Annotated in this window: 11 protein-coding genes; 3 read left to right on the forward strand and 8 right to left on the reverse strand. The window is 65.6% G+C overall.

Annotated features, from left to right (window positions below; genetic code table 11):
• Both ACWGRX_RS25100 and ACWGRX_RS25105 read left to right on the forward strand, forming a co-directional pair.
• The coding region (locus tag ACWGRX_RS25100; protein ID WP_452119771.1) for a glycosyltransferase family protein at positions 1-1,461 on the forward strand (1,461 nt) is incomplete at its 5' end.
• 67 nt (positions 1,462-1,528) lie between these two features.
• Positions 1,529-3,076 (forward strand): glycosyltransferase, encoded by a 1,548-nt coding sequence (locus tag ACWGRX_RS25105; protein ID WP_452119772.1) that lies wholly within the window; start codon positions 1,529-1,531, stop codon positions 3,074-3,076.
• 36 nt (positions 3,077-3,112) lie between these two features.
• Here the strand turns inward: ACWGRX_RS25105 and ACWGRX_RS25110 are convergent, their stop codons facing one another.
• The 6 genes from ACWGRX_RS25110 to ACWGRX_RS25135 all read right to left on the reverse strand — a co-directional run bounded on the left by ACWGRX_RS25110 (position 3,113) and on the right by ACWGRX_RS25135 (position 11,279).
• Complete coding sequence (locus ACWGRX_RS25110; RefSeq protein ID WP_291640181.1) at positions 3,113-3,553, reverse strand: hypothetical protein; 441 nt, start codon at positions 3,551-3,553, stop codon at positions 3,113-3,115.
• Between the two features lie 284 nt (positions 3,554-3,837).
• A complete protein-coding gene (locus ACWGRX_RS25115; protein ID WP_452119773.1) occupies positions 3,838-5,061 on the reverse strand; it encodes an MBOAT family O-acyltransferase in 1,224 nt (407 codons plus the stop codon).
• A gap of 25 nt (positions 5,062-5,086) precedes the next feature.
• The gene (locus ACWGRX_RS25120) at positions 5,087-6,178 is read right to left on the reverse strand and encodes a hypothetical protein (RefSeq protein ID WP_452119774.1); all 1,092 of its coding nucleotides are present in this window, start codon (positions 6,176-6,178) and stop codon (positions 5,087-5,089) included.
• Positions 6,179-6,343: 165 nt separating this feature from the next.
• Positions 6,344-6,928, reverse strand: coding sequence for a GNAT family N-acetyltransferase (locus ACWGRX_RS25125; RefSeq protein ID WP_452119775.1), 585 nt, complete (start codon positions 6,926-6,928; stop codon positions 6,344-6,346).
• A gap of 11 nt (positions 6,929-6,939) precedes the next feature.
• Positions 6,940-9,267 carry a hypothetical protein gene (locus tag ACWGRX_RS25130; RefSeq protein ID WP_452119776.1) on the reverse strand — a complete coding sequence of 776 codons (2,328 nt, stop codon included), beginning with the start codon at positions 9,265-9,267 and terminating at the stop codon, positions 6,940-6,942.
• The gene (locus ACWGRX_RS25135; protein ID WP_452119777.1) at positions 9,264-11,279 is read right to left on the reverse strand and encodes a carboxypeptidase-like regulatory domain-containing protein; all 2,016 of its coding nucleotides are present in this window, start codon (positions 11,277-11,279) and stop codon (positions 9,264-9,266) included. Before ACWGRX_RS25135 ends, ACWGRX_RS25130 begins: the two co-directional genes overlap by 4 nt.
• 346 nt (positions 11,280-11,625) lie before the next feature.
• Here ACWGRX_RS25135 and ACWGRX_RS25140 point away from each other — a divergent pair, with 346 nt between their 5' ends.
• The gene (locus ACWGRX_RS25140) at positions 11,626-11,802 is read left to right on the forward strand and encodes a hypothetical protein (protein ID WP_452119778.1); all 177 of its coding nucleotides are present in this window, start codon (positions 11,626-11,628) and stop codon (positions 11,800-11,802) included.
• A gap of 191 nt (positions 11,803-11,993) precedes the next feature.
• Here the strand turns inward: ACWGRX_RS25140 and ACWGRX_RS25145 are convergent, their stop codons facing one another.
• Complete coding sequence (locus ACWGRX_RS25145; RefSeq protein WP_452119779.1) at positions 11,994-12,239, reverse strand: acyl carrier protein; 246 nt, start codon at positions 12,237-12,239, stop codon at positions 11,994-11,996.
• Positions 12,240-12,274: 35 nt separating this feature from the next.
• Positions 12,275-13,522 carry a class-II aminoacyl-tRNA synthetase family protein gene (locus ACWGRX_RS25150; RefSeq protein WP_452119780.1) on the reverse strand — a complete coding sequence of 416 codons (1,248 nt, stop codon included), beginning with the start codon at positions 13,520-13,522 and terminating at the stop codon, positions 12,275-12,277.
• Positions 13,523-13,775 lie beyond the last annotated feature (253 nt).

Raw genomic sequence — 13,775 nt, forward strand, 5'->3', positions numbered from 1 at the left:
TTCAGGGCCCGGCATGGCCGCCCGCCGCGCGTCCTGCATGTCGGAAATGTCGCGAACTATGCCTTCGTCAATGCGTCGCTGATGCGCAGGCAAGGGGTCGAGGCCGATGTCATCGACCCCGATTCCTATCACATCATGGCCCATCCGGCCTGGTCGGAGGCGCTGATCAGCGGCGACTGGGGCGATGATTTCAACCCGAGCTGGGCACGGGTCGATCTCGGCGGCTACCGCGCGCCCGACTGGTTCGCCCACGGGCCGCGCGATCTTGTTCTCGGATTCGCCGCCGCCCGCGCCGCAGGCGATGCCGCGGGCGCGGCGCGGGCACGCATCGAGATCGACACCGCCGTCCGGCGCCGGGCCCGCCTGCTCGCCCTGACCCGCCGGCTCCGGCCGGCCTTCGCCGCCGCCCCGGCCCTGACGCGGATCGCGCGCGGACTGGGACGTGGCCTGATCTACGGACGAAAGGCTCCGGCTGCCTCCGCCCCTGTCTCGACCCAGGTTCCGGCCGATCCCGGGCTCCCCCCCGAAATCACCGCCTTGCGGGCGCTGGGGCCGGCGCTCGAGCGGGCGCTGGCCGGCTATGACATCGTCGTCGGCTATGCGCTGGGCGCGATCTACGGGCTCGCGGCGCGTCACCCTGCCGTCGTCGCCTGCGAGCTCGGCACGCTGCGCGGCCTGCCCTTCGAGGACACGCCGGCCGGGCGGCTCTGCGCCTGGACCTATCGCAATGCCGCCATGGTGATGATCACCAATGCCGATTGCGTCGCCAGCGCCGAACGGCTCGGAATCGCCGACACCGATCGCCTGCCGATCCTGCATCCTTTCGATCTCGACACGGCGGATGCCCCGGCGGCGCTGCCGAACGGGATCGCTGACGGCGCCCCCTATTTCCTGGCTCCGGCGCGCCAGCACTGGACCGGCGGCAGCGCGAGCTTCCTCAAGGGCAACGATGTCATCATCGAGGCCGCGGCCCGGCTCGCCGCGCAGGGGCGGGCCTTCCGTCTCGTCTTTATCGAATGGGGCGAGGATGTCGCGGCGACGCGGGCGCTGATCGAGCGCCACCAGCTCGCCGACCGGACGATCTGGCTGCGCCCGGTCTGCCGGCGCCGGCTCTGGCCGCTCTATGACGGCGCGGTCGCCGTGCTTGACCAGTTCCGCGCCCAGGCCTTGGGCGGGATCGGGCTGGAGAGCCTGGCGCGCGGGCGCCGCCTCGTCTCGCGCTATGACGAAGCGGCGGGCGAGCTCTATTTCGCGGAGCCGCCGCCGCTGCTCGCCGCCAGCGACGTCGCCTCGCTCGCCGCGGCGATGGCCGCCTGCCTCGACGATCCCGATGATCGCGCCGGCCGTGGCGCCGCCGGCCGGGGCTGGATGGCGCAGCAGCATGGCATTGAGCGCCAGCTCGCCGGCCAGTTCGCGGCCTTCGAGCGACTGACGGAACGGACGGACAGGCGATGCGCATGAGCTGCGCCGGAGCGGGTGGCGCTTCGCTCGAACATACTCCAGGCAGCGCGCGGTGCGGAGCGCGCCCATGACGCCGGCAGGCTGGACGGCCGGTCCGGACGCGCTCGACCTGCCGTACCGCTTCGAGCAGCGTTTCGGCCGGCGCATGCGGGTGCTCCATATCGGCAACATCGCCAATTACGCCTTCGTCAATGCCCGCATGCAGCGCCGGGCCGGGATCGACGCCGACTGCATCGAACCGGGCTTCTTCCACATCATGGCCTGCCCGGAATGGCTGGAGGCACCGATCGAGGGCGACCATGGCGATGACCGCACGCCGAAATGGTCCAGGGTCGATCTCGGCGGCTACAAGCGTCCGGATTGGTTCGTTCTCGGCGAGGAGGGCCTGGCCTTCCGCTATCTCGCGGCGCGCCAGCACGGGCAGGCGGAGGAAGCGCGCAAGCTCCAGCGCCAGATCGCCTTCCACGCCCGCAGCTACGCGCAGGACATGCCGCTGCCCGCCGGCGTCATGAAGGCGCTGCTGACGAGCCGCAATCCCCTGGCGATGCGCCTGCGGCACTATGTGAAGCGATTGCTGCGCGGCTCGGGCAAAGCGCTGCCTGCAGGGGCTGAGGCGGAAGCGATGCCGGCGGCGGGCAGCTTCGCGATCGAGCCCCCGGCCGCGGTCCTGCCCTTCATCCAGCGCAGCGCGCTCTGGCGGGACACGCTCGCCTGGTACGACGTGATCCAGGGCTACACCATCCAGTCCGTCTATCCGGCCGCGGCCGGGCTGCCCAATTTCCTGTCCTATGAGCTCGGAACCATCCGGGGTCTACCTTTCGAGGAATCGCCCGAAGGCAGGCTGACGCGCTGGGTCTATCGGATGTCGCCCGAGGTCTTCGTCACCAACAGCGACTGCATGCCGGCGGCAGAGGCGCTCGGCCTCGACATGGGCCATGTCCACAAGGTGCTGCACGCCTTCGACATCGACGATGCCATCGCCTTCGCCGCCGCCTGGAACGAGCCCGAGCCGAGCGGCCCGCCGGTATTCTATGCGCCCGCCCGCCAGCACTGGAAGAACGGCAATGCTTCAATCCTGAAGGGCAATGACGTCGCGATCCGCGGGGCGGCGCTGCTGAAGGCGCGCGGCCACGATTTTCGCCTGGTGCTCGGCGAATGGGGCGAGGAAATCGGACTGAGCCGTGAATTGATCGCCGAGCTCGGCATCGCCGACCGGATCGACTGGGCCAAGCCGCTGCCGCGCCACAAGCTCTGGCCCGCCTATATGCGGGCCCGCGCCATCATCGATCAGTTCCGCAGCCCGGCCTTCGGCGGCGTCTCGCTCGAGGCGCTAGCGCTCGGCAAGCGGCTGATCACCGGCTACGATCATGGGCTGGGCGGGGCGTTCTTCTCGGCGCCGCCGCCGATCCACAATTGCCGGACTGCCGAGCAGGTGGCGGATGCGATGGAGGCCTGTCTGCACGACCCCATGGACGAGGCGGGGCTGGGCCGTGCGGCGCAGGACTGGATGCGGCGCGAGCACAGCGTCGCGCGCCAGTTGCGCGAACAGTTCAGCGCCTATGAGGCGCTGCTGTCGCGTCTTTGCTATCAGGACGGACGCTGGCAGGCTGGCTGAGCCGACCAAGCTGCGCCGGGGCGGCCGGGCTCCCGGTCAGGCGCCGGCCTTGAAGTCGAGCTTCTCCTCGAGGAAGCGCATGGAATCGCTGTCCTTCTGCAGCAGCACATGGCCGTGGCGCACCATCGAGCTGAAGTCCTGGCGGGCATACTCGTCCATGTTCTTGATGTAGCCGAACTCGATCCGGACCTTGGAAACGCCTTCCATGCCGGGCTTGGCCAGCAGCAGCCGCCCCTGCTGTTCCGCGGTCGCCTTGAGCGCCGCCTTCTGCTCGGCGGGAGACAGCGCCTCGATCTGCGCGCGCTGGGAATAGAGATCGATCAGGGCAAAGACCGTATCGCGGCGCGCGACGAAGAAGACCTGCTTCTCCTCCACCGTGACGGCGCCCTTGGCATCCTGTGCCCAGGACGGTTGCTGGACGAACACGCCAGCCGTCAATACGAGTGTTGCGGCAAGTGCCGCGAGCCTGCCACGCATCGTCATCTCTCCAGTTCAGCCGGCATGACAGCGAACTGGCTGCCGCCGGGTCGCCGGAAACCGGGCGAATCCATCTGCCCTTCCGGCTCGACGCTCTCCGGCCCGCCTCGTGAACCCGAGCCGATCTTCACGGGCCTGCTCTATAGCATCGGACCGAAAAGTGGAATCCACTTTTCGGAAAACTCCGATGCGATAACAAAAAGATAGATCATCGTAACCGCGTCCGAACGGACGCGCAGCGATCCAGCGAGCCTGGGGGACCGGCGTCAACCGCGCTGCCCGGGCTAGGTGGCCAGATGCGCCAGCATCGCACCCAGGAAGCGCGCGACATCGCCCGGCGAATTCTCAAGGAGCAGGAAGCTGGCGCAGATGAAGTGGAAGCAAAGCAGCCAGGACAGGCCGATCAGGATCGGGTTGCTCTCGACCCTCGCCTGGGTTTCGGGCGTCAGGAATCGCTCCCGAAGCGCGCGCGCGCTGACTGCAGCGACCACGCCCGCCGCCTGAGTGATACCGAAGGCCACGAAATTCAGGCCCGGCCCGTGCCAGGCCCCGACGAGCAGAAAGGTGACCGCCAGGGCCGCGATATTGGTCAGGAACAGGCTGCGCCAGCCGCTCCAGTCGCCGAGCAGGCGGAACAGCGGCGTGAAGACATAGTCGCGGAACCAGGTGCCGAGGGAGATGTGCCAGCGCGCCCAGAACTCCTGGACATTACGCGACAGGTAGGGGCGATTGAAGTTTTCGGGAAGCGTGCTGAACCCGCACAGGCCAGCGCATCCAATGACGATGTCGGTGTAGCCGGAAAAGTCCAGATAGAGGAAGATGAAGTAGCTGTAGAAGGTGGCGAGCCAGGCGAAGGTGTTGAATTCACCGCCGGCGGCGCTGCCGAGCTTGCTGGTTTCCAGCAGCATCGGCGCCAGCACGAACGCCTTGAGGATGCCTGTCGTGATCCGGTGCGCGCTGGCGAGTAAAGCATCTTCGCCGGGCCGACCGATCTTGCCGAGGCCGGCGACGAAGTCGGGATAGCGCTGGATCGGCCCTGCCAACAGGCTCCAGACCGCGGTCGTATAGGCGAAGTAGCGCGCGAGTGAGAAGGGCTCGGTGCTGTAGGGGGCATCCACGATCAGGTGGATCTGCCGGAACATGATGTAGGAAACGCCGATCACCGCCACGGGGTGGCCGAGCAGCCCGCTGACGTCGAAACCGGGATAGCGCCGCAGGACCAGGAAGAGCGCGATCTGGAGGAGCACGGTGCCGAGCACTGCCCGCGTCGGTGCCGGCTTGCCCGATCCCCAGTGATGCCGCGCCATCAGGAAGGGCGGGACGAGAAAGAGCAGCAGGCAGGCGGCATCGATCCAGCGCAGCCAGGAGAACAGCATGGCGAGGTTGACGGCGATCAGGACGGTCAGGAAATGCCGCCGCATCGGGGTCCAGGCCGCGACCACCAGCGCGAGGATGAGAACAAGAAAGCCGACCGTGCCGACCGTGATCGGGGATGCCCAGAAAGACACTCGTCACCGCTCCTTCGAACGACGCTCAGCGGGGATTGGCCGACACGGCCAGAAGACGGGCAAGCGGCTGGCTGAGATGCTGGGCCAGGATGCGATAGCCATCGGCGTCGAGATGCATGAAGTCGAGAAAGAAACGCGCCGAGAGTTCGGGCAGCGGCGGCACCATGACCAGTTTTTCCGAGGCGTAGCCCTGGAGGAATGACAGGATCTTCTGTCGGTTCTCCTCGGCCTTGGCCGGTGCCATGAGCTGACCGATCTGGGTCGGATTCTCGGTCGAGTAGAAGACGATCGCATGCGCGCCGGCGCCGCGGACGAAGTCGAGGGTCCGCTTCAGCGCCTGCGCCTGGAGGTGCTGGTCGGAAAACGCCACGCTCTGGAAGCGCGCCCTCGCACGGAACAGGAGCACGAGCTCGTCGCCGGGCGGCGAGGCAGCGTCAGGGTCGGCCAGATAGCGGGGCAGGAACCGGGTGAGCGTGTGCAGGGCTTCCCGATAGGAGCCGCCCAGATAGCGCTCCTGCAGAAAGTCCAGGTTCCGGTACAGGACCCAATGCGATGCCAGCAGGTCACGCGTCCGTTTCGACCAGGAAGCCTCGTCGCAGCTGCGCGGCAAAGCGTCCTGCGCGTCGCGGCAGAGCCTGGCGAGCCAGGGCCTGGCCATCGCAGCCTCGGCCTTGTCGAAATCCGCCGAGAAGCTGCGAATGCTGACATTGGTGATGATCGCGTCGGCCCCCGCCTTCAGCGCGTCGCGCGCGACGAATTCCATATCGGCCGGCAGCATGCCATTGGCGCCAAGATTGACGACGAGCGCGCTCTTCAGCGCCGGATCGGCCGAAAGCCGCTGCTGCAACTGGCGGTCGATGGTATGGCTGCGCCAGCTCCGATCGCCATGCTCGGCCATCGTCTCGCCGACGACCTGGGAATCGCCGATGACGGCGACCACCGGCCCGGGATGGCGCCGGATCAGCTCCAGCTTGGCAAGATAGGTGTCGGTGCTTTCGATATCGACGGCTTCCGCAAGGGCGTGCGCCTCATAGAGGTTCGACGCGACGAGGCGGTCGACCGTCACGAAGCAGCCGATAGCCGCCGCGGCAGCCAGGAGCCAAAGCCAGATTCGCATCATGTTTCCAAACCGCAGGGCCGCCTGGGTCGCATCAGAGGAGGTGGCACGATCAGAAGTTCTGATAGATGAACCGGGCCGTCTCGCTTCTCACCAGCAACAGGATGAGGCCGATCTTGAGCATCAGCCAGAAGATGCTGAGCCCGCGCTGGAAAGTCCCGTTGCTCATGTCGCGCGGCTCATCACCTGATAGTTCATGCCTTCCGTCCCGGCCAGCGCGAAACCGTTCTTGCGATAGAAGGCGATGGCGCGCCGGTTGTCGGCGCGCACATGCAGGCTCAGCCCGGCATGGCCTGCCCCCGCCCGGTGGAAAGCGTCGAGAACCTTCCCGGCCAGCCCCGTGCCACGCTGCGCGGCGGCGACCGCGATGCGGGCGAGATAGAAGCTGCCGGCGGGCACCGTGGGAACGCTGCGGCGATGCTCGTCCAGCACGGCGAGCGCCTGCTCGAGCTTGTCCGGATCCAACCTCGAGAGGCAGTGGAAGACGCTCTGCTGCTGGCGCTCGGCCTGCGCGTCGGCAGGGTAGCCGGCGAACAGCCCGACGACCACGCCTTCCTGCAAAGCTGCGACGGCGTCACCCAGCTCCGAGCCTTCCGTGTCGAATTCATCCGCCACGCAGGCGAGCAGATCCTCGTGCGAAAAGGGCAGTCGCTCATAGAATTCCTGCAGGGCCTCGACAGCCAGGCCCGCCGCTGCAAGGCGGCTGGGCGCGTCGAGATCGCGGCAGGGCGCGAAGGAGAGCGTGGTCACGGTCCCGTCCTTCACGGTGTTTCAGCTCGGGCGGGGATGGCGGCAAGCGTCGGCGCCAGTTTCTCTGCCATTTGTTGGGCGAACCACTGATGGCCGCGAGGGCTCAGATGGAAATCATTCTCCCAAGTGAGGTAGGCGCCACTGCGATCATTGAATCCGCGCGGCAGATTCGGATGCACGCAGGCGATCCCGGCCTCCTTGCAGACGCGGCTCTGATTGGCGAGGAACGGAACCGCGCCATACTCCACCGCCGTACCGTCCGCGAGCTTGGCCACGGGCTGGCAGAGATTGCGGCAGGCTGCCTGGTCGAAGCCGGTGAACAGGGCTAGCGGCGTGCCTTGGAACTCCTCCTTGTACAGGCGCAGCACGTCGGCCAGCAGCTTGTAGGCGTCTTTCACCTCCGGGGTCATCTGGCCGAAGGAAACGGTGGACTCGGCTGCCAGCGGGATTCCGGCCCGCAGCGGCTCGTTCGTCGCCTTGGTCGTGAACACGCCGTAGTTCGGTTCCCAGCGCTTGAAGACGAGCTTGCCTGCCGAGTCGTACTCGAAATGGTCGAGCGGGCTGCTTTCGTAATCGAAGCCATAAGTCCGCCTCAGGATCTCCGGGCTGAGCTGGTTCATCGCGATCGAGGAGATCTCGATCAACAGCATGTCCGGCTTCAGATCCTTCACGACATGCTTGAGCCGGGGGTACAGCGCGCCCGGGTCGCCATTGTCGCGGCCGACCACGATCGCCTCGACGCAGCGGCCGAGGCGCAGCCCGAGCTCCTCCTCCAGCAGGATGTTGTACTTGTCGGAACGGTTGACCTGCAGAGCGACCGAAAAGCTGCTGCCGGCGAAGGCGACGCGCACGCAGCTGTCGGGCCTGCCGCTGAAACGGTCGATGTCGATATGGCCGAGATTGTTCGCGAAAGTCAGGCTGTCATACTCCTGCGCCGACAGATTGTAACCGACCCAGCGCTGACGGCTATGCGGTATGAAGCGTGCCGCGATCTCGGCATCCGTCCCGAATTTCAGCGAGGACAGGCTGACATCGGGCTTGGCGCCGGTCGGATTGGAAAAGGCCGGGGCTACGGCGATCTCGAGATCGTTGCGATCGAGAACCGGTTCGAACCAGCGGCCGAGACGGCTGAAATACAGCTGGTTCTGGTGCTTGAAGCGCACCGAGATCGGGCGACGGACGTCGACGCCCGCCAGCACGAACTCACCGGATGCCGACAGGCCCACGGTCCGCCGGCGGTTACTCTCGTCGACGATCTCGACCGAAGCCCCCCGCTCGATCGCCACATTCGTCACGCGGCCGCGCAAGGTGACCGTCTCGGCCGGCGGCAGGGGTGCCATCAGCGCAGCCTGGGTCAGCGAGAGCGTCGTGCCGGACATGCCACTCAGGATCAGAAACCAGGCCTTCACCTGTGGCTTGCCGTCCGGCCGGCCGAGCGCTTCTGCGAGTTTGGGCGGCAGTGCCGCCACAAGGCGATCATTGTTGCGCTGGAGGGCGATGCTCGCATCGCCTGCGGCAAAATAGCCGGCGATGTCGGCCGGCAAATTGGCCGGTGCGGCGCCGGGGGCGTTGTCGCCGCTGAACCCATGCGCGAACCGGACGATCTCGCCGGAGGCCAGTTCCAGCCCGATCGTCAGTGTGCCCTTCGCAGGCATCGCATCGTGGAATGCGATCTCGATCGCGTTCGGCGGTCGGGCCGGGTTGGCGGTCGGACGCCAGACCAGGATCGACTGCTCTTCGCGCACGACGAGTTCGGTCGCCGACAGGCTGATCGGACCGGCCCGGCGAGGCCGGACGTCGAGCCCGTAATTCTCGTAGAGTCCGCCCTTGCGTTCGAGGCCGACCCGGTCGAGCAGCGCCAGGACAGGGCCGGGCTGCACTGTGGCATCATCCGATTTGAGCCCGTGCGCGGTGCGGAATGCCTCGTTTCGGGCCAACCGCTCGGCGCGCTGCTGCTCGGTCAGATCGGTTCCGCCGGAACGTAGCGCCATGCGCAGTTCCCGCTGCATGGAGGCAGCGAGCCTTGCCTGGGCCGTTTCGATCATCGCGAGGCTCGACGCCGTCTGGGATTGAGCCTCCAGCATTTCTGCAAGGCTGGTCGCGGCCTTCGTCTGGGCGGCCTCGAGGCCGGTGAGCTTCTCCATGGCGGCCGCATTGACGCCCTGAAGCGCGCCGAGCGTCGCCCGCGCTTCCTGTGCCGACAGGGTGACGGCCTCGATGCGCTGGCTCTGGCGCTTGAGCGCCTTCGCCATCTGGAAATACTGCACCGTGGCGACGGTACCGGCCGTAACGACGACGGCGGTGGCGAGCCCGATCGCCAGAAGCTGCGGCTTGTTCATGGAGCTTTAGTTTCCCTTGGCGTGAGCGCAGGCGGCCGGTCTTGGAGACCCTGGGAACGCGCATAGTTGCAGCGGTCCGTATTGAAGTCGATCTCGACCTCGTCCTTCAGCACCTCGATCGCGGTGCCTTGGTCCGGGTAGCAATCCGTGCCCGGCAGGCGCAGTCGCAGGACCGATCCCCGCGATGCCGCAGGGAGGAAATAGAGGCCGTCCTTGTCCGTCAGCGTCGAGCGTACCGTGCCGGATGCCTCCGCAGCCTCCACCGCGATGCCGGCCAGCGGCTCGCCACGGCCGTTCGCGACCCGGCCGGCGACGAGCTTATGGCCCTTCGGTGCGACGCCGTTGCCATTCGGACGAAAGGCATGGAGATAGTCGATCGAAAGGCGGGAATCCTGCGCGGCATCGAGCAGCCCGATCTCGACCTGCCTGACACGCCCGACCGGTAAGGGCAGACGCTTCCCGCCATCCAAGCTTTCCTTGACGTCCGGATTGTCGCGCCATTCCGCGCCCGCGAGCGAAAACACCGCGGAAACCCATTCATCTGCTGCCGCTTCCAGCACGGAGATCGAGCCGCTCGCCTCGGTGTCGGAAGGTGTGCCTTCGCCCAGCCAGAGCAGTTGACCGTCCTGCAGCGTCAGCTTCGCATAGGCTCGCCCAGGGCCGGATTTGCGAAACCTCATCTTGAAATGGGCGGTGTTCCAGAGTTCGAGATCATCCGGCACGAAAACCAGCGCCGCTCGCCCGTCGGGAGACGCTTCCAGGGTCCGGACCTCAGTCTCCGGCCCCATGAGCCGTCCGTGCCTGGCGAAAGCGATGCCGCGGTCCTCGAGCGGCACCTGTCCGATGAGGGCTGTCGGGGTACTGTCGTCGACGATCGTAACCGACTCGCGTCCGGTGGCATCGGCCGCGTTGCGCGTGAAGCTGTCGATCTCGCGATCGCCGATCCGGACTCGGGCACGGGCGGCGTCGCTCACATAGATCGTCAATCCGTGCAGATCTCGTGTCCCGGCGGTCGGATTGGGGACGAGCGTTCCGAGCACGGGATCGGTCCATGGCTCGATTCCGACGGTCCGTGTCCTGTCGTCATAGCGCACATGGCTTCCGACCTGCTCGCGCATGCGTCGGTAACGTGACGCGGTGTTGGCCGGCACGACCCAGATCCGTTCGTTGCCGAGAATCTGGCCGGAGAAATTGTAATAGTGATCGGCGAGCTGCATGAAGGGGGCGTCGTTGACCTCCGGAAACGGCTTGTCCGGCCCGGCTTCGAATTTCGGCACTCCGAAATTGCGCGCTGTGCCGAAATGCGTGTACCAGAGATGATCGACGCTTCGACGCTTGCCGATTTCGTGCAGGCTGAGGGCCGGCAGGAGACCAATGACCGTCCCTTGCTCCGGTCCGCAGAGCAAGGCCGTCTCGCAGAAGATCATCTCGTCGAGGAAATCTCTCGAAAGAGTCGGGTACATCGTCGAGACCCGTCTCTTGTAGACGTCGAGCTCAAGGCCGGCCGGCAAGATCGTGGTCCAGGCCCGCCTGGCGAGATGAAACCCTGCAATGGTGACCGGCGGGGGCAGCTCATCACGAGCATCATAGAGATACCCCTTGATATAAGGCGTCTCCTCGCCCCCGAGGGGCCAGATCGCTCCAATGCCGAGGCGCTTGAGGACGTCGACGAGGTAAGCATGGCGCTTCGGGTCGGCCGCCAGCGGAAGTGCCTCGGGGTCCACTTCCGGGTGCTCCGCATGCTCTGCGGTAAGCCCGGGAGTCGGCGGCCCAAACGCGGCGTTGCGGGTCGCGCCGCCATGGGAGGTGTAGAGAAAGGGGCGAATATTCCATTTCTCGAAGGTCGGCAGCTGGGCCAGCGCGATGAGCCGGCTGAAATCATCGCGAGACAGCTCCTGGATTCGGGTAGAGCACCCCGATCCGCAGGAGGGCGTGGAGAGTGTGACGCGCGTCAGCTTTGCAAAGTCCAGGGCCTGGTCGTCGACCGCAGTCGTCACGATGTCGATGATCACGCCGGATGCGTCACTGCGCTCGACCTGGGCAGCCCGCCCCGCCGCCACGGTCTCTGCGGCGACCTTGTGCTCGCGCCCGTCGGCGAAGCTCAGATCGAGAGTCAAATCGGCCGGAGGCGCCCGGTCGAACTGCAGCCTCAGGACATGATATGGCCGATATTGTTGGAACGGCAGCTGGATCGGCTTGAGCTTGAAGCTAAGCCCGTCGCGCAATTCCTGCCCCTGCGCCTCGAGAACCCGGACGCGCGGCGACCAACTCTCCGTCCAGCTATGGAAATGGTCGATATTGCCGCGGTGCCATTGGCGAAGCAGCAGGGCGAAGCTGGGAAAGGCTCCGACCCTGGCGGTGTTCAGCTTCGACGGTCCGGTAAAGAACGAGGCCGCCCAAGATCCGAGGGGAAAGACCGAATCCGAGATCGGCAAGCCGAGCCGCTCGTTGAACCAGCGATGGATCGCCATCCCGTCGGCCACCGACTGCATGTCGGCATCGCTCGCAAAGGCGATCGAATTCGCGAAAGGATAGGGAAACGGCCTGATCTCGGCCTGCACGCTCTCGGCGTGGGCAGGGGCGCCCTGGCCGAGCAACAATGCCAAGCCGACCGCCCCCACCAGCGTTCCTTTAAGAAGCATGATTGAACGCTCCTTGGACAAAGCGACCGGCCCTGCCTTTTCGCAGCGCTTGCATCTTCTGCGATGCCGGCCGGGATCGCTGCCCTAAGCCTGCTTCTTGCGCTCGATCATATCCGCGAGCTCGCCGACATTCTTGAAGCGCGAGATTTCGGTGGTGGCGAACTTGATGCCGAAGGCCTTCTCGACCTGGAGAACGAAGCGGATATGGGCGAGGCTGTCCCAGCCCTTGACGTCGCGGGCAGTCAGCTCCGGGGTCGCGTTCAGGGCGGGGTCGCGAAACAGCTCGCGCATAACCGAGGTCAAGCCTTCGTAAGTCTGCTCCGACGCCATGCTGGTTTCCTTGAGTGGCTGTAAGGGAGACCCGGTCAGCAGACCGGGCAATGCGAGGAGGCGAGCGGCTTGAAGCGAAATGGCCGCGCCTTCGCTTTGGCGACCGCATCCCGAATGAGCTTCGGCCAGTTGTCCGGGTCGAGCCCGTGCTGCGCGACGAAGGCGAGCGCGAGCCGCTCGAAGCCAATGCCGATACAGCCCGTGCAAGCCGGCGAGCCGTCGGGCGTCCGGATGTTCAGGCTGCGGCCGAAAAAGTCGCCATGGCGGTTGTAGGAGCCGATCGCGACAGTGTCCTTCTTATAGGGCAGCTCGGCGCGGATCTCGTATTTCAGCTCGAAAGCGGCCTGATAGGCGGCCTGATCACGGAAGGTGCCGATGAAGAACGGATCATTGGCCGTCATCACCTTATAGGCGAGACCGAGCTCCTCCAGCAGCGGCCGGACGGCGGCGCGAACATTGTCGAGACGCTCGCGGACCTGTTCGTCCTCGCCGACGAAGATGATCTCGCGCATGGTGAAGTTCCAGACGCGCTCGAGCGAGACCATGTTGATCGACTCGAAGCGGAAGCAGTTTCCGCTGGCCGTGGCGATGATCCCGTCCTGCTCGAGCTCCGTGTCGCTGAGCGCCAGGTAGAGATGGTGGCAGACCGTGGGGGCCAGCATAGCCGCAGGGCGCGCGAACAGCTCCGGATCGGCCTCGACCCTGCTGCCGATCGTCGTCGCCTCGTCGGAGAAGCGCTGGATGTCCGGCAGGTTCTCGCGCAGATGCGTCGCGAAGCTCAGAGAGTGCGGGAAATTCTTGAAATACTGTACCCTCTCCAAATAACCGGGCGCGATCAGGGCGGGAAAGCGGAAGGGCGTGGCGCCGAGCTCTCCGGCGATCTCAAGCAGGCGATCCTCGACATAGGACACGACATGCGTGAGCAGCGGCCCGATGATGAAGAAACCGGCGCCCTCCTGCACCACCTCGCGGCGGGCGAGCAGTTCGGCCATCGGATCGATGTCGGTCTTGATCTGGCCCTCATGGGCTTCCAGCACGCGCAGCTCTGGCTCGAAGGCGCCGTCGGACATCGCGGTGACGAGCGTCGCGACGCGCGCCTTCAAGGCCTCTACTTCGCCTGCGTCGAGCGCGGCCCTGAGCATGAGCTGGATAGTATCGCCGGAGCCCGAAATCTGCGCGCCTTGAACACGCTCATCGACATAAGCGAGTTTCGCAAGCACGTCACGGATCAGGAAGGCAGGAACCGGCGGGTCCTGACGGAACTCCAAGGATGAAATGCTCATGGGCCTCTCAGCGCGGCATTACCAGTGCCATATGGCGGCACGTGCATAGCCGGTTCCCCAAAAGGTGACAACCTGAATCCTGGCAAGCTATCGTAGAAACCTTTACCAAGAGCGTCTCCCAAAATGTATTTACATGACAAATTATAGAAATAATGACGATATCGGGTCATTATTTTCTACAATCTTATGCTTTTCGGATTATTGCCAGATCAATCTTTTGATTAAAAGCTGCGTTGGGAACTAAAGTACATTT

The sequence above is a fragment of the Allobosea sp. NPDC055594 genome (genome assembly GCF_053618995.1).